This window comes from Escherichia sp. Marseille-Q3837 (genome assembly GCF_916618735.1).
GTDB classification, from domain to species: domain Bacteria; phylum Pseudomonadota; class Gammaproteobacteria; order Enterobacterales; family Enterobacteriaceae; genus Escherichia; species Escherichia ruysiae.
The window spans coordinates 2308139-2329691 of record NZ_CAKAKC010000001.1; the positions used below are offsets into that span (position 1 = coordinate 2308139).

19 protein-coding genes, 6 tRNA genes, 1 other RNA gene and 1 pseudogene are annotated in these 21553 nt (G+C 50.4%); 15 read left to right on the forward strand and 12 right to left on the reverse strand.

Going from position 1 to position 21553, the window contains the following annotated elements; all coding sequences use genetic code 11:
* Nucleotides 1-219 carry a DUF3820 family protein gene (locus LG381_RS10770; protein WP_000410201.1) on the forward strand — a complete coding sequence of 73 codons (219 nt, stop codon included), beginning with the start codon at nt 1-3 and terminating at the stop codon, nt 217-219.
* On the opposite strand, the gene LG381_RS10775 is transcribed toward LG381_RS10770, so the two are convergent.
* Nucleotides 216-1214 carry a bile acid:sodium symporter family protein gene (locus LG381_RS10775; RefSeq protein ID WP_000765627.1) on the reverse strand — a complete coding sequence of 333 codons (999 nt, stop codon included), beginning with the start codon at nt 1212-1214 and terminating at the stop codon, nt 216-218. The two genes, LG381_RS10770 and LG381_RS10775, sit on opposite strands and share 4 nt — an antisense overlap.
* Nucleotides 1215-1497: 283 nt before the next feature.
* Complete coding sequence (locus LG381_RS10780) at nt 1498-2262, reverse strand: outer membrane protein OmpK (RefSeq protein WP_000716426.1); 765 nt, start codon at nt 2260-2262, stop codon at nt 1498-1500.
* A 249-nt stretch (nt 2263-2511) separates the two neighbouring features.
* On the opposite strand from LG381_RS10780, the gene xapA reads away from it, so the two are divergent.
* The 4 genes from xapA to xapR are packed head-to-tail and all read left to right on the forward strand — an operon-like array spanning nt 2512 to nt 5797.
* The gene (gene xapA / locus LG381_RS10785; protein WP_225762396.1) at nt 2512-3345 is read left to right on the forward strand and encodes a xanthosine phosphorylase; all 834 of its coding nucleotides are present in this window, start codon (nt 2512-2514) and stop codon (nt 3343-3345) included.
* 59 nt (nt 3346-3404) lie between these two features.
* On the forward strand, nt 3405-4661 hold the full coding sequence (gene xapB / locus LG381_RS10790; protein WP_000020387.1) for a xanthosine/proton symporter XapB: 1257 nt from the start codon (nt 3405-3407) through the stop codon (nt 4659-4661).
* 52 nt (nt 4662-4713) lie between these two features.
* The gene (locus LG381_RS10795; RefSeq protein WP_000651752.1) at nt 4714-4872 is read left to right on the forward strand and encodes a DUF1427 family protein; all 159 of its coding nucleotides are present in this window, start codon (nt 4714-4716) and stop codon (nt 4870-4872) included.
* Nucleotides 4873-4912: 40 nt separating this feature from the next.
* Nucleotides 4913-5797, forward strand: coding sequence for a DNA-binding transcriptional regulator XapR (gene xapR, locus LG381_RS10800; protein ID WP_000439925.1), 885 nt, complete (start codon nt 4913-4915; stop codon nt 5795-5797).
* Between the two features lie 106 nt (nt 5798-5903).
* Here xapR and LG381_RS10805 read toward each other — a convergent pair.
* The 5 genes from LG381_RS10805 to LG381_RS10825 all read right to left on the reverse strand — a co-directional run bounded on the left by LG381_RS10805 (nt 5904) and on the right by LG381_RS10825 (nt 6457).
* Nucleotides 5904-6037, reverse strand: a non-coding RNA gene (locus LG381_RS10805) — RtT sRNA.
* Nucleotides 6038-6059: 22 nt separating this feature from the next.
* Nucleotides 6060-6135 (reverse strand) — tRNA-Lys (locus tag LG381_RS10810).
* Between the two features lie 4 nt (nt 6136-6139).
* Nucleotides 6140-6215, reverse strand: a tRNA-Val gene (locus LG381_RS10815).
* Nucleotides 6216-6261: 46 nt separating this feature from the next.
* A tRNA-Val gene (locus LG381_RS10820) sits at nt 6262-6337 on the reverse strand.
* Between the two features lie 44 nt (nt 6338-6381).
* Nucleotides 6382-6457: transfer RNA gene (locus LG381_RS10825), tRNA-Val, on the reverse strand.
* A 258-nt stretch (nt 6458-6715) separates the two neighbouring features.
* On the opposite strand from LG381_RS10825, the gene gltX reads away from it, so the two are divergent.
* The gene (gltX, locus tag LG381_RS10830) at nt 6716-8131 is read left to right on the forward strand and encodes a glutamate--tRNA ligase (RefSeq protein WP_222680768.1); all 1416 of its coding nucleotides are present in this window, start codon (nt 6716-6718) and stop codon (nt 8129-8131) included.
* A gap of 50 nt (nt 8132-8181) precedes the next feature.
* Here the strand turns inward: gltX and LG381_RS10835 are convergent, their stop codons facing one another.
* The gene (locus tag LG381_RS10835; RefSeq protein ID WP_000826490.1) at nt 8182-8574 is read right to left on the reverse strand and encodes a YfeC-like transcriptional regulator; all 393 of its coding nucleotides are present in this window, start codon (nt 8572-8574) and stop codon (nt 8182-8184) included.
* A 1-nt stretch (nt 8575) separates the two neighbouring features.
* Nucleotides 8576-8935 (reverse strand): YfeC-like transcriptional regulator, encoded by a 360-nt coding sequence (locus tag LG381_RS10840; protein ID WP_000472029.1) that lies wholly within the window; start codon nt 8933-8935, stop codon nt 8576-8578.
* Between the two features lie 220 nt (nt 8936-9155).
* On the opposite strand from LG381_RS10840, the gene LG381_RS10845 reads away from it, so the two are divergent.
* The 3 genes from LG381_RS10845 (at nt 9156) to LG381_RS10855 (ending at nt 11743) form a co-directional block, all read left to right on the forward strand.
* A tRNA-Ala gene (locus LG381_RS10845) sits at nt 9156-9231 on the forward strand.
* Nucleotides 9232-9270: 39 nt separating this feature from the next.
* A tRNA-Ala gene (locus LG381_RS10850) sits at nt 9271-9346 on the forward strand.
* Nucleotides 9347-9553: 207 nt separating this feature from the next.
* The gene (locus tag LG381_RS10855; protein ID WP_225762397.1) at nt 9554-11743 is read left to right on the forward strand and encodes a sensor domain-containing phosphodiesterase; all 2190 of its coding nucleotides are present in this window, start codon (nt 9554-9556) and stop codon (nt 11741-11743) included.
* A 55-nt stretch (nt 11744-11798) separates the two neighbouring features.
* Here the strand turns inward: LG381_RS10855 and nupC are convergent, their stop codons facing one another.
* Nucleotides 11799-13001: a nucleoside permease NupC gene (gene nupC, locus LG381_RS10860; RefSeq protein WP_001516818.1), complete on the reverse strand. Its 1203-nt coding sequence runs from the start codon at nt 12999-13001 to the stop codon at nt 11799-11801.
* A 338-nt stretch (nt 13002-13339) separates the two neighbouring features.
* On the opposite strand from nupC, the gene LG381_RS10865 reads away from it, so the two are divergent.
* Nucleotides 13340-14578, forward strand: a complete 1239-nt coding sequence (locus tag LG381_RS10865; protein WP_032225852.1) for an Nramp family divalent metal transporter — start codon at nt 13340-13342, stop codon at nt 14576-14578.
* 142 nt (nt 14579-14720) lie between these two features.
* Here LG381_RS10865 and ypeC read toward each other — a convergent pair whose 3' ends face one another.
* A complete protein-coding gene (ypeC, locus tag LG381_RS10870; protein WP_000490072.1) occupies nt 14721-15047 on the reverse strand; it encodes a DUF2502 domain-containing protein YpeC in 327 nt (108 codons plus the stop codon).
* Nucleotides 15048-15161: 114 nt separating this feature from the next.
* A pseudogene (locus LG381_RS10875) lies at nt 15162-16417 on the reverse strand (ion channel protein).
* A gap of 203 nt (nt 16418-16620) precedes the next feature.
* On the opposite strand from LG381_RS10875, the gene glk reads away from it, so the two are divergent.
* The 5 genes from glk (at nt 16621) to ypdE (ending at nt 21537) form a co-directional block, all read left to right on the forward strand.
* The gene (gene glk / locus LG381_RS10880; RefSeq protein ID WP_000170385.1) at nt 16621-17586 is read left to right on the forward strand and encodes a glucokinase; all 966 of its coding nucleotides are present in this window, start codon (nt 16621-16623) and stop codon (nt 17584-17586) included.
* Between the two features lie 218 nt (nt 17587-17804).
* On the forward strand, nt 17805-18131 hold the full coding sequence (locus LG381_RS10885) for a PTS fructose transporter subunit IIB (RefSeq protein WP_000038454.1): 327 nt from the start codon (nt 17805-17807) through the stop codon (nt 18129-18131).
* Between the two features lie 21 nt (nt 18132-18152).
* The gene (locus LG381_RS10890; RefSeq protein ID WP_225762398.1) at nt 18153-19400 is read left to right on the forward strand and encodes a PTS fructose transporter subunit IIC; all 1248 of its coding nucleotides are present in this window, start codon (nt 18153-18155) and stop codon (nt 19398-19400) included.
* Between the two features lie 14 nt (nt 19401-19414).
* Entirely contained in the window at nt 19415-20500 is a 1086-nt protein-coding gene (ypdF, locus tag LG381_RS10895) for an aminopeptidase (protein ID WP_225762399.1), read from the forward strand.
* Complete coding sequence (gene ypdE, locus LG381_RS10900) at nt 20500-21537, forward strand: aminopeptidase (protein ID WP_225762400.1); 1038 nt, start codon at nt 20500-20502, stop codon at nt 21535-21537. Before ypdF ends, ypdE begins: the two co-directional genes overlap by 1 nt.
* Nucleotides 21538-21553: the final 16 nt, after the last annotated feature.

The following is a 21553-nucleotide window of genomic DNA, read 5'->3' on the forward strand; positions in this document are numbered from 1 at the left end:
ATGGAAAAAGAGCAGCTGATTGAAATAGCCAATACGATAATGCCGTTTGGCAAGTACAAAGGGCGTCGCTTAATCGACCTGCCGGAAGAGTATCTTTTGTGGTTTGCCCGCAAGGATGAGTTCCCGGCAGGAAAACTCGGTGAGCTAATGCAAATCACGCTGCTGATTAAAACCGAGGGGCTGACGCAACTGGTTCAGCCCCTGAAACGTCCGCTTTAAATCTTCCCTGCGTGGCTTTCCTGCTGCGCCTGTAGTTGCTCGGTCTGGCGCTTATAACGACGCGCCAGCACCGCGCAAACCATCAGCTGGATCTGATGGAAAATCATCAGTGGCAGCACCATCATACCGATAACTGACGTTGGGAACAGAATGTTCGCCATCGGAATGCCATTCGCCAGGCTCTTTTTCGAACCACAGAAGACAATCGTTATCTCATCCGCCTTATTGAAACCCAGTCGGCGTGCCATAAAGACGTTAATCACAATCACGATAGCCAACAGCACGCAGCTGACCACCACGATAAACAGCAACGATCCCCAGCCGACTTTGTGCCAGATGCCGTTAACAACAGCTTCGCTGAAGGCCGTATAGACCACCAACAGAATGGAGGTCTGGTCAGTTTTCGCAATCCACTTTTTATTGCGCGCCACCCAGTTGCCAATCCACGGGCGAGAAAGATGTCCCAACACAAAAGGTAGTAACAGCTGCAGCATAATCTTACCGACCTGTTCGAGGCTGCCCTCTGCACCGTGAACATTCATTACCAGACCAACCAACAATGGCGAAAGGAAAATACCCAGCAGGCTGGATGCTGATGCAGAACAAACGGCCGCCGCAACGTTACCGCCCGCCATCGAGGTAAAAGCGATTGCAGACTGCACCGTGGCAGGAAGAATGCAAAGATAGAGAAAGCCGGAATAGAGCATGGGATCGACGTTTACTGGTTTCCACCAGGCAAACAACACGCCCAGAACCGGAAACAGCACGAAGGTACTGCACATCACCCACAAATGCAGTCGCCAGTGACTACCGCCTGCAATAATGGCCTCTCGCGACAACTTCGCGCCGTGCATAAAGAACAGCAGGGCAATGGCTGCTGTGGTCAGATTTTCAAAGAAGGGGACGAAATCGCCTCTGGCCGGAAAGAAAGAAGCCAGTAACACCACCGTGACCAGGGTTAAGGTGAAAGGATCGAGGATACGAAAAAGTTTCATAAAGGCTCCAGATAATCGATGGTTCTATTGTGCTTCTTCCAGTTTGAGAAATAAAATTGATTTATTGCATTCATTCATGAAGAAAATAGATGAATGACTCTTTAAAACAATTAAAGGTTTTCGTCACAGTAGCGAAGGAAGAACCGGACACTTTCAACAGCTGGTGAAGCATTAGAGGACGTGGAGCAAGAACAGGGGGAATAGTGATGGCAGGGCGAGAAGGGGAATCGTTGTATCATATATCGTGTTATGCATTTCTGCCGGGAATCCCGGCAGAAATGGTTCAGAAGTTAAATTTGACCGAGTAAATGATGGCGTCCTGATACCAGGCTTCTCCCAGCTTGTCGTCCGCGTAGCGATACTGAAGCCCCGTAGTTATATTCGGGGTAGCATTCCACCAGAGGGCGACCGCACCGTTCAGCCCTTCTTTACCGCCATTACCTGCCGCATAGGTCGTGTCACGGTCAAACTCGTACTCGTTCCAGTTGGTGAGGGTGAATTTCTCTCTGCCCAGCATAAAGCTGTAACCCGCAACCCAACCTGCCACGTAGCCGTTATCGCCCGTGTAATAGGTTTGATCCGTATAGCGTTTGGCGAAGAACGGTTTGAACCACCAACTGTTACCGGTGAAGTTGTAGCCAAAACCGTACAGGAACATATCGTCGTGGAAATTTACCCGATTTGCAGAACCGTAGGTGCCATACGCGTGCAGGTAGAGATTAAATCCGGTATTGCCCAGGTAAATGCGGTTGGTATTTTTAAAGGTATAACGCTGCTCACTACCTGGTTTATCGTGGCGGTCGTTATAAAAGTTTTCCCAGTCGAAAAACCCGTACATTTCTCCCCAACTAAAGTTGGCACCGCCTTCCAGTTCCAGATAACCAAAATCATCTTTGTGTGACTTAGTTGACGATTTCTCGGTGGTTCGGCTGGTCCAGTCCAGGTAATGCACGCCGATATCTGCAAACCCACCTTTAAATTCTGCGTGGGAGATTACGGGTACGGCTAATAAAGAGGTGAGCGTCAGAGTTAAAAGATGTTTTTTCATAGCATAATTCCCTATGCCGATCGTTATTAGTAGATTGCTTAATAAAGTGGTTTGTTAAAAACGGCATATTGTTAATGCAAGAAAGTAGATATCGCCAATATAGTTTTTGCAGGGAATTAATAGTGAAAAGATATAAATCGATCGATATCAAATCGCTATTGAATGCGTGAGGAAAGTGTATTGGTAAGAGCCGGGACAACCTCGCTATAAAAAGACATTAGATTCAACCCTACTGAAAAAAGGATATATATGTCTCAGGCTCCATTTTCTCATACCCCGCTGTATTGCGTCGATATTATCCAGGCTTATAAACCAGATTTCACACCACGAGTGGCTTTTATTTTAGGTTCCGGGCTGGGCGCGCTGGCCGATCAGATTGATAACGCTGTCGCCATTTCCTATGAAAAGCTGCCGGGTTTCCCGGTGAGTACGGTGCATGGACATGCGGGTGAGCTGGTGTTGGGGCATCTCCAGGGCGTTCCGGTGGCATGTATGAAAGGTCGAGGGCATTTCTATGAAGGTCGTGGAATGACCATCATGACCGACGCGATTCGTACTTTCAAATTGCTGGGCTGTGAACTGCTGTTCTGCACCAATGCGGCGGGCTCACTGCGTCCGGAAGTCGGTGCGGGCAGTCTGGTTGCGCTGAAAGACCACATCAACACCATGCCAGGTACACCGATGGTGGGTCTTAACGATGAACGCTTTGGCGAACGCTTCTTCTCGCTGGCGAATGCCTACGATGCGGACTACCGCGCACTGTTGCAAAAAGTGGCGAAAGAAGAGGGTTTCCCCCTGACGGAAGGTGTGTTCGTCTCGTATCCGGGGCCGAATTTCGAAACGGCGGCAGAGATTCGCATGATGCAAATTATTGGCGGGGATGTCGTTGGAATGTCCGTTGTGCCTGAAGTTATTTCAGCACGCCATTGTGACCTGAAGGTCGTGGCCGTTTCTGCGATTACCAATATGGCGGAAGGTCTGAGTGACGTGAAGCTCTCGCATACCCAAACGTTGGCGGCAGCGGATCTCTCTAAGCAGAACTTTATCAACCTTATTTGCGGCTTTCTGCGCAATATTGCCTGATTAAAACAACAATAAACGGCCTCACGGGTGAGGCCACATGATGCGACAAGGAAACGATTATGAGCATCGCTTTGCGCTTAAAGGTAATGTCTTTTTTGCAATATTTTATCTGGGGGAGCTGGCTGGTTACCCTCGGTTCCTACATGATTAATACCCTTCATTTTACCGGCGCTAACGTCGGTATGGTCTACAGCTCCAAAGGGATTGCTGCGATTATTATGCCTGGCATTATGGGGATTATCGCGGATAAATGGCTGCGTGCGGAACGCGCATATATGCTGTGCCACCTGGTGTGTGCTGGCGTGCTTTTTTATGCGGCATCCGTCAGTGATCCGGATACGATGTTTTGGGTGATGTTAGTCAATGCAATGGCATTTATGCCGACCATCGCGTTATCAAACAGCGTCTCTTATTCCTGCCTCGCTCAGGCCGGGCTTGACCCGGTGACAGCTTTCCCGCCTATTCGCGTTTTTGGTACGGTGGGGTTCATCATTGCGATGTGGGCAGTAAGCTTACTGCATCTGGAATTGAGCAGCCTGCAATTGTATATCGCTTCCGGTGCGTCTCTGCTGCTGTCGGCTTACGCGCTGACTTTGCCTAAAATTCCTGTTGCGCAGAAAAAAGTGACTACTTCGCTTGCCAGTAAACTCGGTCTGGACGCGTTTGTGCTATTCAAAAATCCGCGTATGGCCATCTTTTTCCTCTTCGCCATGATGCTGGGCGCGGTACTGCAAATTACCAACGTTTTTGGCAACCCGTTCCTGCATGATTTTGCCCGTAACCCGGAGTTTGCTGATAGCTTCGTGGTGAAATATCCGTCCATTTTATTGTCAGTTTCACAGATGGCTGAAGTCGGTTTCATTCTGACGATTCCGTTCTTTTTGAAGCGTTTCGGCATCAAAACGGTCATGCTTATGAGTATGGTGGCCTGGACGCTGCGCTTTGGCTTCTTTGCTTATGGCGATCCGTCACCAACTGGGTTTATTTTGCTGCTGCTGTCGATGATTGTTTACGGCTGCGCATTTGATTTCTTCAATATTTCCGGTTCGGTCTTTGTTGAACAGGAAGTTGATTCCAACATTCGTGCCAGCGCACAGGGGCTCTTTATGACCATGGTAAATGGTGTCGGTGCTTGGGTCGGCTCGATTCTGAGCGGCATGGCAGTGGATTATTTCTCGGTAGATGGCGTAAAAGACTGGCAAACTATCTGGTTGATGTTTGCAGGATATTCTCTTTTCCTCGCAGTGATATTTTTCTTTGGATTTAAATATAACCATGACCCTGAAAAGATAACACATCGAACAGTGACACATTAAAAGAACTGGCAGCTCCGTTTTTCAGGGCTGCTTTTATGATAAAGGTTAATTAATGAAAGATATTTTATTTTCTTCTGGCGTCGGTTTTGGTATTGGTGCTTTATTTACAATCGTGCGGTTACCTATTCCCGTGCCAAATGTATTGCCGGGTATATTATCTATTGTGTTTATGTATGTAGGTTATCTGGTGGTGAAATACTTTATGCCGTGATAATTTAATAAGATATTTGTATTAAACGGAGCATTTAATTATGGAACGCATTTACAGAACAGACCTTAAGTTGCTCCGTTATTTTCTTGCTGTAGCGGAAGAGTTACATTTTGGCCGCGCAGCGGCGCGTTTAAATATGTCTCAGCCTCCGCTCAGTATTCATATTAAAGAGCTGGAAAATCAACTCGGCACACAGCTTTTTATTCGTCATTCGCGCAGCGTCGCCCTGACACACGCGGGCAAAATCTTGATGGAAGAATCGCGCCGGTTGCTGATGAATGCAAATCAGGTGTTGGCTCGGATTGAACAAATAGGCCGGGGAGAAGCAGGGCGGATTGAACTCGGTGTGGTCGGAACGGCAATGTGGGGACGGATGCGGCCGGTTATGCGGCGATTCCTTAGGGAAAACCCCAACGTTGAAGTACTGTTTCGCGAAAAGATGCCTGCGATGCAAATGGCGCTGTTGGAGCGCCGCGAACTCGATGCCGGGATCTGGCGAATGGCGACAGAACCACCGGAAGATTTTACCAGCTTACGCTTGCATGAATCGGCGTTTCTGGTAGCGATGCCTGAAGAGCATCACCTCTCATCATATTCCGACGTTCCGCTGGAAGCACTACGTGACGAGTATTTTGTCACAATGCCGCCCGTGTACACTGACTGGGAATTTTTGCAGCGCGTTTGTCAGCAGGCGGGTTTTTCACCGGTTGTTATTCGCGAAGTTAATGAACCACAAACGGTGCTGGCCATGATCAGTATGGGCATTGGTATCACATTGATAGCAGACAGCTATGCACAGATGAACTGGCCTGGTGTCATTTTCCGTCCGCTCAAAGAGCGCATCCCGGCAGATTTATATATTGTTTATGAAACGCAGCAGGTGACGCCCGCGATGGTTAAGCTGTTGGCAGCATTGAGACAGTAGGCGAGGGGGAGATTGCCGGAAATCGTAGGTCTGATAAGCGAAGCGAATCTGGCAATTTCGCAAATCGCACATAGCAAAAAAGCGCCTTTAGGGCGCTTTTTTACATTGGTGGGTCGTGCAGGATGACTCGCTTCGCTCGCCCTTCGGGTCGTCGCCGCAAGCGGCTCCGTTGTTTCGCTGCGCTCAACTCGAACCTGCTGCAGGTTCGAATCTTTGAATATCGCACATAGCAAAAAAGCGCCTTTAGGGCGCTTTTTTACATTGGTGGGTCGTGCAGGATTCGAACCTGCGACCAATTGATTAAAAGTCAACTGCTCTACCAACTGAGCTAACGACCCGAAGTGGTGGGTGATGACGGGATCGAACCGCCGACCCCCTCCTTGTAAGGGAGGTGCTCTCCCAGCTGAGCTAATCACCCACTTCGGTACTTCACATTATTGCAAGAAATTTAGCTGGCGAGAAAGTGGTGGGTGATGACGGGATCGAACCGCCGACCCCCTCCTTGTAAGGGAGGTGCTCTCCCAGCTGAGCTAATCACCCACTTCTCAATTTCTTGCTACACGGCGGAGACTACATAAAGTAGTTGGTGGGTGATGACGGGATCGAACCGCCGACCCCCTCCTTGTAAGGGAGGTGCTCTCCCAGCTGAGCTAATCACCCCCGCTGTGTGGAGTCGCATTATAGGGAGAGTTGGAAATGAGTCAACGCATTTTCTAAAGAATTTGTTTGTTCGTCGTAAAATTAAGCAGGATGATCGCAAAACAGACCGCGTTGCGCAATTTCTCAACGAAAACAATAATGCATCATGTAGCAACCCGAACTACATTGAGGAATCAGGCTGGAGTGATAGAATATCGCCCACTCAATTTTTCCAGGATTTGCCGGTTGTCGGCATCTTTCTAAACGTAAGGCCATTTCATGAAAATCAAAACTCGCTTCGCGCCAAGCCCAACAGGCTATCTGCACGTTGGCGGCGCGCGTACTGCTCTTTACTCCTGGCTTTTTGCACGTAACCACGGCGGTGAGTTCGTGCTGCGTATTGAAGACACCGATCTTGAGCGTTCTACGCCGGAAGCTATCGAAGCCATTATGGATGGTATGAACTGGCTGAGTCTGGAGTGGGATGAAGGTCCGTACTATCAGACCAAACGTTTTGATCGCTATAACGCAGTTATCGATCAGATGCTGGAAGAGGGCACGGCCTATAAATGCTATTGCTCTAAAGAGCGTCTGGAAGCACTGCGTGAAGAGCAAATGGCGAAAGGTGAGAAGCCGCGTTATGACGGTCGCTGCCGCCACAGCCATGAGCATCATGCTGATGATGAACCATGTGTCGTTCGTTTTGCTAATCCGCAAGAAGGTTCTGTGGTTTTTGACGATCAGATCCGTGGTCCGATCGAGTTCAGCAACCAGGAGCTGGATGATCTGATCATCCGCCGTACCGATGGTTCTCCGACCTATAACTTCTGTGTAGTTGTCGATGACTGGGATATGGAAATCACCCATGTTATCCGTGGTGAAGACCATATCAACAACACGCCACGCCAGATCAACATTCTTAAAGCCCTGAAAGCACCAGTGCCGGTTTATGCGCACGTTTCTATGATCAACGGCGATGATGGTAAAAAACTGTCCAAACGCCACGGTGCGGTCAGCGTAATGCAGTATCGTGATGACGGCTATCTGCCGGAAGCGTTGCTGAACTATCTGGTGCGTCTGGGCTGGTCCCACGGCGATCAGGAAATCTTCACCCGTGAAGAGATGATCAAATACTTCACCCTGAATGCCGTCAGCAAATCCGCCAGCGCGTTCAATACCGACAAGCTGCTGTGGTTGAACCATCACTACATTAACACGCTGCAGCCGGAGTATGTTGCTACCCATTTACAGTGGCACATCGAGCAGGAAAATATCGATACCCGCAACGGCCCGCAGCTGGCGGATCTGGTTAAACTGCTGGGTGAACGCTGCAAGACGCTGAAAGAGATGGCACAGAGCTGCCGTTACTTCTACGAAGATTTTGCTGAGTTCGATGCCGATGCAGCGAAAAAACATCTGCGCCCGGTAGCACGTCAGCCGCTGGAAGTAGTTCGCGACAAACTGGCCGCGATTACTGACTGGACAGCTGAAAACGTTCACCACGCTATTCAGACGACGGCGGACGAGCTGGAAGTGGGAATGGGTAAAGTTGGTATGCCGCTGCGTGTCGCCGTTACTGGTGCGGGGCAGTCTCCGGCACTGGATGTTACCGTTCACGCGATCGGCAAAGCACGTAGCATCGAGCGCATCAATAAAGCTCTGGCTTTTATTGCTGAACGCGAAAACCAGCAGTAATTAGCGCATAAAAGATAAACGGCAGGAGAAATACCCCTGCCGTTTTTTATTTATGCTGATTCGTCTATGTCGAGACGGGCAAGGAAATTACGAATCCCTTCACGTGACAAAAATTGCGCAACTTTTTCCTGCTCACTGTGAGTCATATTGTCTATTGCGCTGATGATTTGCCGATAAGCCGGAGTGCGCATACCTGGCGCGTATTCAGCAAGGGGTTCTTCGGCCTCAAGAAGCATTGGCGTATTATGGAAGGCAGGCGTGTTTTGAATAAATTCGCAAACGTGTGTGTCCAGTAGAATAAGTCTGGCGCGACCTCCTTTCACTCCGGGAAATTTTTCTGTTTTCCAGCCTTTTTCTCTAATCCAGCGGTTAACGGTTTGTTTAGCCACACCGAGGCATTCCGCCAGTTCTTCGGTGGTCATTTTATTGCGTAATCTTTTCATATTATTTGCTATTGCGAATCCCTAAGCGTTGTAATAACCCGATAATCCCTTCCCGCAGAAGCAATGATGTAAACTGTTTTTGTTCAGCCGGCGTCATCTCTTTCGCCAGCGTAGCTAACAGCACTTCAAGCGGTGCATCGCCAGACAGGGCTGGGATTTCTCCCTGACCCTCCGTGCGTTCTGCATTGCGAATATATTCACGAACCTGTTCATTGACGTGTACCAGTCGAGCCTTGCCCCCCTGGACGCCTGGTTTGGGTGATGTCGTCCAGCCTTCCTTGCGTACCCATTTATTAATGGTCTGGCGGCTATAACCGGTCAGTCTGGCAAGTTCATCTGGCGTCATCCTCTCCTTGAACATAACAATTCCCGGAATAGTTGTGGGTCTATTAAGTGTTCATTTTATAGCATCAATTTACATGAAACCGTGACATGAATAACTACTGAATGCGAGGCGTAATCCAAAAATGTTCATTTGCCTGATTTTTCAGCGATTGAAACAAGGCGCTGCAATTTGCCGTTGACACATTCGGACGGAATTCATATGATGCCGCCCGTCAACTCGACAAGCTTTACGTGACGGGGCTATAGCTCAGCTGGGAGAGCGCTTGCATGGCATGCAAGAGGTCAGCGGTTCGATCCCGCTTAGCTCCACCAAATTTTGCACCCAGCAAATTTGGTACGTAAACGCCTCGTGGGGCTATAGCTCAGCTGGGAGAGCGCTTGCATGGCATGCAAGAGGTCAGCGGTTCGATCCCGCTTAGCTCCACCAAATTTCAAACCCTCGCTGTGAAGCGGGGGTTTTTTGTCTCTGATTTTTGCCGCTTTTGTAATACAGTCTACGTCCGGGTTAGTGCCGCCTGGTGAAAGCATCATTGGATGAAAAATCGGCAACAGGCCGGCCCCTGTTTGCTTCGCGATGCGAATAAACTCATTATTTGTGTGCCTGAAAACCCCGATCAGTGAGAGTAGTCTACTCATGTTTGTGGAGCATAACCTGATAAAAAATATCAAGATATTCACACTGGCGTTTACGCTCACCGTGGTACTTATTCAGCTATCCCGTTTTATTTCGCCACTGGCCGTTATCCATTCCAGCTATATCTTTCTGGCGTGGATGCCACTGTGCGTAATGCTGTCAATATTATTCATCTTTGGCTGGCGTGGTGTTGTTCCTGTTTTATGCGGGATGTTTTGCACTAATCTGTGGAATTTTCATCTCTCATTTTTGCAAACTGCCGTCATGCTCGGCAGCCAGACATTTGTAGTGCTGTGTGCCTGTGCAATATTACGCTGGCAGTTAGGAACGCGTTGGCGTTATGGGTTGACCACCCGATACGTCTGGCAACGTCTCTTCTGGCTTGGTTTAGTGACGCCGATTGGCATCAAAGGCAGCATGTATCTGGTGGGTAGCTTTTTTGATTTCCCGCTAAAGATATCGACATTTTTCGGCGATGCAGATGCTATTTTCACGGTCGTTGATTTGCTTAGCCTTTTCACCGCTGTGCTGATTTACAACATGTTCTTTTACTATCTCACTCGCATAGTTGTAAGTCCCCACTTTGCGCAGATATTGTGGCGCAGGGATATCGCCCCGTCGCTGAACAAAGAGAAACGTGCATTTACTTTAAGCTGGCTGGCAACTCTTAGCGTGCTGCTGCTTCTGATGTGTACGCCTTATGAAAACGATTTTATTGCCGGTTACCTGGTGCCCGTTTTCTTCATCATCTTTACCCTTGGTGTTGGTAAACTTCGTTATCCGTTTTTAAATCTCACCTGGGCTGTTTCGACTCTTTTCCTCCTGAATTACAACCAGAATTTTTTACAAGGGGTCGAAACCGAATATTCGCTGGCATTTATTCTCGCGGTGCTGATTTCCTTTAGCGTTTGCCTGCTTTACATGGTGCGTATTTATCATCGAAGTGAATGGCTTAACCGCCGCTGGCATTTGCAGGCGCTGACCGATCCATTAACGCTATTACCCAACTTTCGTGCACTGGAGCAATCGCAAGAGCAGGAGGCAGGAAAGAGTTTTTGCTGCCTGCGTATTGATAATCTTGAGTTTCTGAGTCGTCATTACGGCCTGGTGATGCGTGTTCATTGTATCCGCTCAATTTACCGTACCTTGCTGCCGTTGATGCAGGAAAACGAAAAGTTGTATCAACTGCCGGGCAGTGAATTGCTGTTGGTACTGACCGGGCCGGAAACGGAAGGTCGACTACAGCATATGGTTAACATCCTCAATAGTCGGCAGATTCACTGGAACAACACCGGCCTGGATATGGGCTATGGTGCCGCCTGGGGGCGTTTTGATGGCAATCAGGAAACCCTGCAGCCCATGCTGGGGCAGTTAAGCTGGCTGGCGGAACAATCCTGCGTTCATCATCATGTGTTGGCGTTGGATAATCGAGAGGAAATAGCGTCCGGGCAGACCACCAAACAGGTACTGTTGCTGAACACCATTCGTAAGGCGTTAGATAATGGTGACTTGCTCCTCTACGCTCAGCCCATTCGAAACAAAGAGGGGCAGGGCTATGATGAGATCCTGGCGCGTCTGAAATATGACGACGGCATTATGACGCCGGATAAATTTCTGCCGCTTATCGCCCAGTTTAACCTTAGCGCGCGTTTCGATTTGCAGGTGCTGGAATCTCTGTTGAAGTGGTTAGCAACTCACCCTTCCAACAGTAAAGGTCCGCGCTTTTCAGTCAATTTAATGCCGCTCACTCTGCTGCAAAAAAATATCGCCGGGCGGATTATTCGTCTGTTTAAGCGTTATCACATCTCCCCGGAGACAGTCATTCTTGAGATCACCGAGGAGCAGGCGTTTTCAAATGCAGAAAGCAGCATGTACAACATCGAGCAACTGCATAAATTTGGCTTCCGTATTGCGATTGATGATTTTGGCACTGGTTATGCCAACTACGAGCGATTAAAACGTTTGCAGGCCGATATCATCAAGATTGATGGCGTCTTTGTGAAAGATATAGTGACTAATACGCTGGATGCGATGATTGTGCGGTCAATTACCGACCTGGCGAAAGCGAAGTCGTTAAGCGTGGTAGCGGAGTTTGTCGAAACGCAACAGCAGCAGGCGTTATTGCATAAACTTGGGGTGCAATATCTGCAAGGGTATTTGATTGGTCGCCCTCAGCCATTAGTTGATTAACAGACGTAAAAAAGCCGGGGAATTATCCCCGGCTTTTTTAATGAATGTATTGGACTTACAGCACCAGTGCTGCGATTGACGCAGAAAGCACACTCACCAGCGTAGAGCCGTAAACCAGTTTCAGACCGAAGCGAGAAACGACGTTACCTTGCTCTTCGTTCAGGCCTTTAACCGCGCCCGCGATAATCCCGATAGAAGAGAAGTTAGCAAAAGATACCAGGAATACAGAGATGATGCCTTCTGCACGCGGAGAAAGCGTGGAAGCAATTTTCTGCAGATCCATCATTGCTACGAACTCGTTGGAAACCAGTTTGGTCGCCATGATACTGCCTACTTGCAGTGCTTCACTGGAAGGAACACCCATCACCCATGCAATCGGATAGAAGATGTAGCCCAGGATGCCCTGGAAGGAGATGCTGTAGCCAAACCAACCAGTCACGGTGGCAAACAGTGCGTTCAGTGCGGCGATCAGGGCGATAAAGCCGATCAGCATCGCTGCAACGATAATGGCGACTTTGAAACCTGCCAGAATGTATTCACCCAGCATTTCGAAGAAGCTCTGACCTTCGTGCAGGTTGGACATCTGAATGTTTTCTTCGCTGGCATCAACGCGGTAAGGGTTGATCAGCGACAGTACGATAAAGGTGCTGAACATGTTCAGTACCAGTGCAGCAACGACGTATTTCGGCTCCAGCATCGTCATGTATGCGCCAACGATGGACATCGACACGGTGGACATCGCCGTTGCTGCCATGGTGTACATACGATTACGGGAGATTTTGCCGAGGATATCTTTATAGGCGATAAAGTTCTCGGATTGTCCCAAAATCAGGGAGCTGACGGCGTTAAAGGATTCCAGTTTGCCCATGCCATTGACTTTGGAAAGCAGGAAACCAATTGCACGGATAATCACCGGCAACACGCGAATGTGCTGGAGAATACCGATCAACGCAGAAATAAAGACGATAGGGCATAGCACTTTCAGGAAGAAGAACGCCAGGCCTTGATCATTCATACTACCAAAGACGAAGTTAGTACCTTCGTTGGCAAATCCGAGCAGTTTTTCGAACATTTCGGAGAAGCCTTTCACGAAGCCCAGACCAACGTCAGAGTTCAGGAAGAACCACGCCAGTAATACTTCGATAACAAGCAGTTGAATAATATAACGGATACGAATTTTTTTGCGGTCGCTGCTTGCCAGCAATGCGAGAATCGCAACAACGGCTAGTGCCAGTACAAAATGAAGGACGCGGTCCATATTTGCTCCAAATATGAGGCAGGTTAAATTTCCGTGCACATTCTATGCAACATGATTCAGGAAAACGAGATCTGACACACACTATAATGACGTCCTGTGACAAGCTTCAAAAATAGTGAGCTGTCCTACATTTCTGCTATGTTGTGTATGGAAGCGGAAAGTTATGTAAATGTGCTAACATTAAACATAAAAATAACATTCAAACCATCAATCTTTTCGTAGTCATAATCCTGGTCTATCAGAGAAATCATCACAACCCATTTAAATGAATTTGATAATCATTCTCGTTTGACATAGCATGAAACATAGCAAAGGCTATGTTTTAGAGGCACAACAAGATGGCGAACTATCGCGTTGAGAGTAGCAGCGGACGGGCGGCGCGCAAGATGAGGCTCGCATTAATGGGACCTGCGTTCATTGCGGCGATTGGTTATATCGATCCTGGTAACTTTGCGACCAATATTCAGGCGGGTGCCAGCTTCGGCTATCAGCTATTGTGGGTTGTTGTCTGGGCTAATCTGATGGCGATGTTGATTCAGATCCTCTCGGCCAAACTGGGGATTGCCACCGGTAAAAATCTGGCGGAACAAATTCGCGATCACTACCCGCGTCCGGTCGTCTGGTTCTATTGGGTTCAGGCAGAAATTATTGCGATGGCTACCGACCTGGCGGAATTTATTGGTGCGGCTATCGGTTTCAAACTGATTCTTGGGGTTTCGTTGTTGCAAGGCGCCGTACTGACGGGTATCGCAACCTTCCTGATTTTAATGCTGCAACGTCGCGGGCAAAAACCGTTGGAGAAAGTGATTGGCGGGCTACTGCTGTTTGTCGCAGCGGCTTACATTGTTGAGCTGATCTTCTCCCAGCCTAACCTGGTGCAGTTGAGTAAAGGGATGGTGATCCCGAGTTTACCGACCTCAGAGGCGGTCTTCCTGGCTGCGGGTGTGCTGGGTGCGACAATTATGCCGCATGTGATTTATTTGCACTCTTCGCTGACCCAGCATCTGCATGGTGGGTCACGCCAGCAACGTTATTCAGCCACCAAATGGGATGTCGCGATTGCCATGACTATTGCTGGTTTTGTCAATCTGGCGATGATGGCAACGGCTGCTGCCGCGTTCCACTTTTCCGGCCATACTGGTGTCGCCGATCTTGACGAAGCCTACCTGACGCTGCAACCGCTGTTAAGCAATGCTGCAGCGACGGTCTTTGGTTTAAGCCTGGTGGCAGCAGGGCTTTCTTCAACGGTGGTGGGTACGCTGGCGGGGCAGGTGGTGATGCAGGGCTTTATTCGTTTCCATATCCCGCTGTGGGTGCGCCGGACAGTGACCATGTTGCCGTCATTTATTGTCATCCTGATGGGATTAGATCCGACACGGATTCTGGTCATGAGTCAGGTGCTGCTAAGTTTTGGTATCGCCCTGGCGCTGGTTCCACTGTTGATTTTCACCAGCGACAGTAAGTTGATGGGCGATTTGGTGAACAGCAAACGCGTAAAACAGGCTGGCTGGGTGATTGTGGTATTGGTAGTGGCGCTGAATATCTGGCTGTTGGTGGGAACGGCGCTGGGGTTGTAGTTCAACTGGCGTCGTACCAGGCATCACTGGCGGATGCGGCGTAAACGCCTTATCCGCCCTACGCGTTCAATGGAGTGGGGCTGTAGGCCTGATAAGACGCGCGGGCGTCGCATCAGGCATCGTGCTCCATTGGTGGATGTGTTTAATGACGATGTCCGTGTCCACGGCCTTTCCCTCGATGATCATCACGGTCGCGCCAGCCTTCACGATAGCCACGCTCATACGCTTTACGCTTATCCCAGCCACGGTGGTAGCCATTATCGTGACGCCACCAGCGGTTTTTACGCCATTCGTAATTACGGTGCCAGTAATCACGGTCGCGCCAATGACCACCGTCCCAGTAATTACCGTAATGATCGCGATCGCCAATTTGTAATTTGATTGATGGCAGTAGGGTAATTTCACCTGCGTTTGCCGCAAGCGGGGTAAAAGCCATCAGGGCGGCCGCCAGAAACAGTGACCTGAACATTGTTATTCTCCTTCACGATCGAAGCCGTCAGCGGCCTGTTAACGCAATATTACGGGGAGGTAAAGCCCCGTTTCATCGCCATAACTCTTAAATCATGATGGAGAGCATTTTTTGCTAAAGATTATCGTGGGGTGGTTGCTGCTTCGGGCGATTCACAATCATCATCGGTTTGCCAGCCAGCAATAGCCATGCCGGAAGCATAACGATACAAAGTAGCGGTAGCAGATTGGTATCAGGTACAACGACTGCCGCCATAAACAGGCTTAACCAGCCATCGCGCGTTACCACCAGTACCATACCGAGAATAGCGCAGGAGACAGTAATTGCCGCCGGGACTGCGGGAACGTGTTCATGTAGCATCAAACCTAACGCCACGCCAACAAACACTGCCGGGAAGATTCGCCCGCCACGAAACCCGCTGGCGGCGGCAATGACCAGAGCGGCGAGCTTAATCACTGCCAGTAAAAAGTAATCACTGGTGCTGAAAGCCTGATTCATCACCATTTGCTGCATCTCATCCAGCCCTTTAAACAGTGAAACCGGCCCACCAATAACGCCCAAAATACCGAGAATAAACCCGCCAACCCCGAGCATAAGCACAGGGTTTTTAATCTGATGCATCATTGCGTGCAACCGTGGCAGACACCATACGGCGACCATCCCCGCAGCGATGGCAATCGCCGCTACAATCGCACCGCTGATAATGTCTGCCATCTGCATCTGTCCGTAATGCGCAATGGGCAGCGAAAAATGGGGGTGGAAAAATAGACTTGTCGTCAGCGCACCAGCCGCCGCTGCCATTAACGGCGCAAAGAGTCGATCCCATAGAGGCACTTCATTACTGCCATTTAAGGTTTGCGAAAATATCAACGCCGCCGCAATAGGTGTGCCAAATAGCGCACCGATAGTTCCGGCTGAGGCTAAAATAGTCCATTCCATCCGGTTAACTCGAGGTAACAGGCGAGCGCCTATCGTTACCGCGAGGGCGATATTAACGGTCATAATCGGATGTTCCGGCCCCAGGCTGACGCCACCGGCAAGACCGAGAATTAATGCTACGATAAGCCCTGGTAGCGCAGAAGGGGGACTGGCGCGCCGATCAGCGGTTCACTGGCGGGATCTGGTCCGGCATGACCCTGGCTGAAACGGATAACCAGTCCCACTGCGATCCCCGTCAGCGTTAATATTCCGATGATCCACAGCGGTGAATCCTGGGCTATCCCCAGACTTCCCGGCAGTCGCTGCCAGAGTAAATTCTGTAATACCGAGGCGATTTTCATCACCACAATCAGAATAAGACTGGACGCAATCCCAATTGCCAGGGCGGGAAGCGATAATAACAACATGGTTCTGGCTCGCGAATGGAGCATGTTCTATTCCTTATGCGGGGTCAGATACTTAGTTTGCCCAGCTTGCATAAAGGCATCGCTGCAATTGGTGCTGAAACGATAAAGTAATAGTGTGACCCAGATCGATATTTACAGGGAGCCCGCCTTTCCGGCGTTGTTGTTAGGCTCCCAGGTATTTACAGTGTGAGAAAGAATTATTTTGACTTTAGCGGAGCAGTAGAAGAATGACAAAGTATGCATTAGTCGGTGATGTGGGCGGCACCAACGCACGTCTTGCTCTGTGTGATATTACCAGTGGTGAAATCTCGCAGGCTAAAACCTATTCTGGGCTTGATTATCCCAGCCTGGAAGCGGTTATCCGCGTTTATCTCGAAGAACATAAGGTCGAGGTGAAAGACGGTTGTATTGCCATCGCTTGCCCAATTACCGGTGACTGGGTGGCAATGACCAACCATACCTGGGCGTTCTCAATTGCCGAAATGAAAAAGAATCTCGGTTTTAGCCATCTGGAAATTATTAACGATTTTACCGCTGTATCGATGGCGATCCCGATGCTGAAAAAAGAGCATCTGATCCAGTTTGGCGGTAAGGAACCAGTTGAAGGTAAACCTATCGCGGTTTACGGTGCCGGAACGGGGCTAGGCGTGGCGCATCTGGTTCATGTTGATAAACGCTGGGTAAGCCTGCCAGGCGAAGGCGGTCACGTTGATTTTGCGCCAAACAGCGAAGAAGAGGCCATTATTCTCGAAATACTGCGTGCTGAAATAGGCCATGTCTCTGCTGAACGCGTGCTCTCTGGGCCAGGGCTGGTGAATTTGTACCGCGCGATTGTGAAAGCAGATAACCGTCTGCCAGAAAATCTCAAGCCAAAAGATATTACCGAACGCGCGCTGGCCGACAGTTGCACCGATTGCCGCCGCGCGTTGTCGCTGTTTTGCGTGATTATGGGCCGTTTTGGCGGCAATCTGGCGCTCAATCTCGGCACATTTGGCGGCGTGTTTATTGCGGGCGGTATCGTGCCGCGTTTCCTTGAATTCTTCAAAGCCTCTGGTTTCCGTGCCGCTTTTGAAGACAAAGGCCGCTTTAAAGAATATGTCCATGATATTCCGGCTTATCTTATCGTCCATGACAATCCGGGTCTTCTCGGCTCAGGTGCACATTTACGCCAGACCTTAGGGTACGTCCTGTAAATCTTTCCTGCCATATCGGGAGATAATCCTCCCGATAATCTTTTAAATCATACGGTTAGTTCAATTTTTCTTTGTGTTTCATCACAAGGCCGACCTGCGTCACACTTCCGCACTACGGGATTAATTCTCCAGTAAATGCATTATTTGTCTGGTAACGGCAATTTGTTTTGCACGTTCATAATTTCACTCGTTAACTATAAACGAACGAGGAAATAACGATGAGTAAGAAACTGATTGCCTTATGTGCCTGCCCGATGGGCCTGGCGCACACTTTTATGGCGGCTCAGGCGCTGGAAGAGGCCGCAGTGGAAGCTGGCTATGAAGTGAAGATTGAAACCCAGGGCGCAGACGGCATCCAGAATCGCCTGACGGCGCAGGATATCGCCGAAGCGACCATCATCATCCACTCCGTAGCTGTTACCCCAGAAGATAACGAACGTTTCGAATCCCGCGACGTTTATGAAATCACTTTGCAGGACGCAATTAAAAACGCTGCGGGCATCATCAAAGAAATCGAAGAGATGATTGCCGCTGAACAACCGTAATTTTCGACAGGGATAATTGTTATGGCCATTAAAAAACGCAGTGCAACCGTTGTGCCTGGCGCATCCGGTGCGGCAGCGGCAATTAAGAATCCGCAGGTCTCTAAAAGCAGCTTCTGGGGTGAACTTCCGCAGCATGTGATGTCAGGGATTTCACGCATGGTGCCGACCTTAATTATGGGCGGCGTGATCCTCGCTTTCAGCCAGCTGATTGCTTATAGCTGGCTAAAAATTCCCGCTGACATTGGCATTATGGATGCACTTAATAGCGGGAAATTTTCCGGTTTCGACCTCTCCTTACTGAAATTTGCCTGGCTGTCGCAGTCCTTTGGCGGCGTGTTGTTTGGTTTTGCCATTCCGATGTTTGCTGCTTTTGTGGCGAACTCCATTGGCGGCAAACTGGCGTTCCCGGCTGGGTTTATCGGCGGGTTAATGTCTACCCAGCCAACGCAACTGCTGAACTTTGATCCCAGTACCATGCAGTGGGCGACCTCTTCACCGGTGCCGTCTACCTTCATTGGTGCGCTGATCATTTCTATCGTTGCAGGTTACCTTGTGAAGTGGATGAACCAGAAAATCCAGTTACCGGATTTCCTGTTAGCGTTCAAAACCACATTTTTGCTACCGATTCTTTCCGCCATTTTTGTCATGCTGGCGATGTATTACGTCATCACCCCATTTGGCGGTTGGATCAACGGTGGGATCCGTGCCGTATTGACCGCCGCAGGAGAGAAGGGGGCGCTGATGTATGCGATGGGTATCGCAGCAGCGACCGCAATCGACCTCGGTGGCCCCATCAACAAAGCAGCAGGTTTCGTTGCTTTCAGCTTTACCACTGACCACGTATTACCGGTTACCGCGCGTTCTATCGCAATCGTCATTCCGCCGATTGGTCTGGGTCTGGCGACTATTATCGACCGTCGTTTAACCGGCAAACGCCTGTTTAACGCCCAGCTTTATCCGCAGGGTAAAACCGCCATGTTCCTGGCCTTTATGGGGATCAGTGAAGGTGCGATTCCGTTTGCGCTGGAAAGCCCCATCACCGCAATTCCGTCCTATATGGTCGGTGCGGTTGTCGGCTCCACCGCCGCTGTCTGGCTGGGCGCAGTGCAATGGTTCCCGGAATCAGCAATCTGGGCGTGGCCGCTGGTGACTAATCTGGGCGTTTACATGGCGGGGATCGCGCTGGGGGCAATCATTACCGCGCTGATGGTGGTGTTCCTGCGTTTGATGATGTTCCGCAAAGGCAAATTGTTAATCGATAGCCTGTAAGAAGGACAATCCTGATGACATTACTCGCTTCGCTGCGCGACTGGCTTAAGGCGCAACAGCTGGATGCGGTGCTTCTCTCCTCACGGCAGAACAAACAGCCCCATCTGGGGATTTCCACCGGGTCAGGCTATGTGCTGATTGGCCGTGAAAGTGCGCACATTCTGGTGGATTCGCGCTATTACGTGGAGGTGGAAGCTCGTGCGCAAGGCTACCAGCTACATTTGCTTGACGCGATGCACACGCTGGCAACCATCGTCAATCAAATCATTGCCGATGAGCAGCTGCAAACGCTCGGTTTTGAAGGCCAGCAGGTGAGTTGGGAAACCGCGCACCGCTGGCAGGCTGAACTTAATGCAAAGCTGGTCAGCGCCACGCCGGATGTGCTGCGGCAAATCAAAACGCCAGAGGAGGTGGAAAAAATCCGTCTCGCCTGTGGGATTGCCGATCGTGGTGCAGAGCATATTCGCCGCTTTATTCAGGCGGGGATGAGCGAGCGCGAGATTGCCGCTGAACTGGAGTGGTTTATGCGCCAGCAGGGCGCGGAAAAAGCCTCCTTTGACACCATTGTTGCCAGTGGCTGGCGTGGGGCGCTGCCGCACGGCAAGGCCAGCGACAAAGTGGTTGTAGCGGGCGAGTTTGTCACACTCGATTTCGGTGCGCTGTATCAGGGCTACTGCTCTGATATGACGCGCACCTTCCTGGTTCATGGCGAAGGGGTGAGCGCCGAATCTCACCCGCTGTTTAACGTCTATCAGATTGTCCTGCAGGCACAGCTGGCGGCAATCTCCGCAATTCTCCCCGGCGTGCGTTGCCAGCAGGTTGACGACGCCGCGCGTCGGGTCATTACAGAAGCCGGTTATGGAGAGTATTTCGGCCATAACACCGGTCATGCAATCGGCATTGACGTACATGAAGATCCGCGTTTTTCACCACGTGATACCACGATGCTCCAGCCAGGCATGTTACTGACCGTAGAGCCGGGGATTTATTTGCCAGGGCAAGGGGGCGTGCGCATCGAAGATGTCGTGCTGGTTACCCCGCAAGGCGCAGAAGTGCTCTACGCCATGCCGAAAACAGTGTTGCTCACGGGAGAGGCATAATGGATTTATCGCTATTAAAAGCGTTGAGCGAGGCCGATGCGATCGCCTCCTCGGAACAGGAAGTCCGGCAGATTCTGCTGGATGAAGCGGATCGACTGCAAAAAGAAGTGCGATTTGATGGTCTGGGATCGGTGCTGATCCGCCTCAATGAATCGACAGGTCCGAAAGTGATGATCTGTGCGCATATGGACGAAGTGGGATTTATGGTGCGCAGCATCTCCCGCGAAGGCGCTATTGACGTGCTGCCGGTTGGCAACGTGCGCATGGCTGCCCGCCAGTTGCAGCCGGTGCGCATCACCACCCGTGAAGAGTGCAAAATTCCCGGCCTGCTTGACGGCGAGCGGCAGGGAAATGAGGTCAGCGCCATGCGCGTGGACATTGGTGCGCGCTCGTATGACGAAGTGATGCAGGCGGGAATTCGTCCAGGCGATCGCGTCACGTTTGATACTACTTTTCAGGTTCTCCCCCACCAGCGAGTGATGGGGAAAGCTTTTGATGACCGCCTCGGTTGCTATCTGCTGGTGACCTTACTGCGCGAACTACACCGCGCCGAGTTGCCTGCGGAAGTGTGGCTGGTGGCAAGTTCCAGCGAAGAGGTGGGATTACGCGGCGGGCAAACCGCCACCCGCGCGGTGTCGCCGGACGTCGCCATTGTGCTTGATACCGCCTGCTGGGCGAAAAACTTTGATTATGGCGCGGCGAACCATCGCCAGATTGGTAACGGTCCGATGCTGGTGTTAAGCGATAAATCGCTGATTGCGCCGCCAAAACTCACAGCCTGGATCGAAACCGTGGCGGCAGAAATTGGTGTTCCGTTGCAGGCCGATATGTTCAGCAACGGCGGTACGGACGGCGGAGCGGTGCATTTAACCGGTACTGGCGTACCCACAGTGGTGATGGGGCCTGCCACCCGGCACGGACATTGCGCCGCATCGATTGCCGACTGCCGCGACATCTTGCAGATGCAGCAACTTTTATCTGCCCTTATTCAACGTCTTACCCGTGAGACGGTTGTTCAACTGACGGATTTCAGATGATTTCCCGATTAACCCG

Excerpts from the sequence above, each read along its gene's own strand:
- LG381_RS10770 (WP_000410201.1), top strand. The coding sequence starts at position 1 with ATGGAAAAAGAGCAGCTGATTGAAATAGCCAATACGATAATGCCGTTT.
- LG381_RS10775 (WP_000765627.1), bottom strand. The coding sequence starts at position 1,214 with ATGAAACTTTTTCGTATCCTCGATCCTTTCACCTTAACCCTGGTCACG.
- LG381_RS10780 (WP_000716426.1), bottom strand. The coding sequence starts at position 2,262 with ATGAAAAAACATCTTTTAACTCTGACGCTCACCTCTTTATTAGCCGTA.
- xapA (WP_225762396.1), top strand. The coding sequence starts at position 2,512 with ATGTCTCAGGCTCCATTTTCTCATACCCCGCTGTATTGCGTCGATATT.
- xapB (WP_000020387.1), top strand. The coding sequence starts at position 3,405 with ATGAGCATCGCTTTGCGCTTAAAGGTAATGTCTTTTTTGCAATATTTT.
- LG381_RS10795 (WP_000651752.1), top strand. The coding sequence starts at position 4,714 with ATGAAAGATATTTTATTTTCTTCTGGCGTCGGTTTTGGTATTGGTGCT.
- xapR (WP_000439925.1), top strand. The coding sequence starts at position 4,913 with ATGGAACGCATTTACAGAACAGACCTTAAGTTGCTCCGTTATTTTCTT.
- gltX (WP_222680768.1), top strand. The coding sequence starts at position 6,716 with ATGAAAATCAAAACTCGCTTCGCGCCAAGCCCAACAGGCTATCTGCAC.
- LG381_RS10835 (WP_000826490.1), bottom strand. The coding sequence starts at position 8,574 with ATGAAAAGATTACGCAATAAAATGACCACCGAAGAACTGGCGGAATGC.
- LG381_RS10840 (WP_000472029.1), bottom strand. The coding sequence starts at position 8,935 with ATGTTCAAGGAGAGGATGACGCCAGATGAACTTGCCAGACTGACCGGT.
- LG381_RS10855 (WP_225762397.1), top strand. The coding sequence starts at position 9,554 with ATGTTTGTGGAGCATAACCTGATAAAAAATATCAAGATATTCACACTG.
- nupC (WP_001516818.1), bottom strand. The coding sequence starts at position 13,001 with ATGGACCGCGTCCTTCATTTTGTACTGGCACTAGCCGTTGTTGCGATT.
- LG381_RS10865 (WP_032225852.1), top strand. The coding sequence starts at position 13,340 with ATGGCGAACTATCGCGTTGAGAGTAGCAGCGGACGGGCGGCGCGCAAG.
- ypeC (WP_000490072.1), bottom strand. The coding sequence starts at position 15,047 with ATGTTCAGGTCACTGTTTCTGGCGGCCGCCCTGATGGCTTTTACCCCG.
- glk (WP_000170385.1), top strand. The coding sequence starts at position 16,621 with ATGACAAAGTATGCATTAGTCGGTGATGTGGGCGGCACCAACGCACGT.
- LG381_RS10885 (WP_000038454.1), top strand. The coding sequence starts at position 17,805 with ATGAGTAAGAAACTGATTGCCTTATGTGCCTGCCCGATGGGCCTGGCG.
- LG381_RS10890 (WP_225762398.1), top strand. The coding sequence starts at position 18,153 with ATGGCCATTAAAAAACGCAGTGCAACCGTTGTGCCTGGCGCATCCGGT.
- ypdF (WP_225762399.1), top strand. The coding sequence starts at position 19,415 with ATGACATTACTCGCTTCGCTGCGCGACTGGCTTAAGGCGCAACAGCTG.
- ypdE (WP_225762400.1), top strand. The coding sequence starts at position 20,500 with ATGGATTTATCGCTATTAAAAGCGTTGAGCGAGGCCGATGCGATCGCC.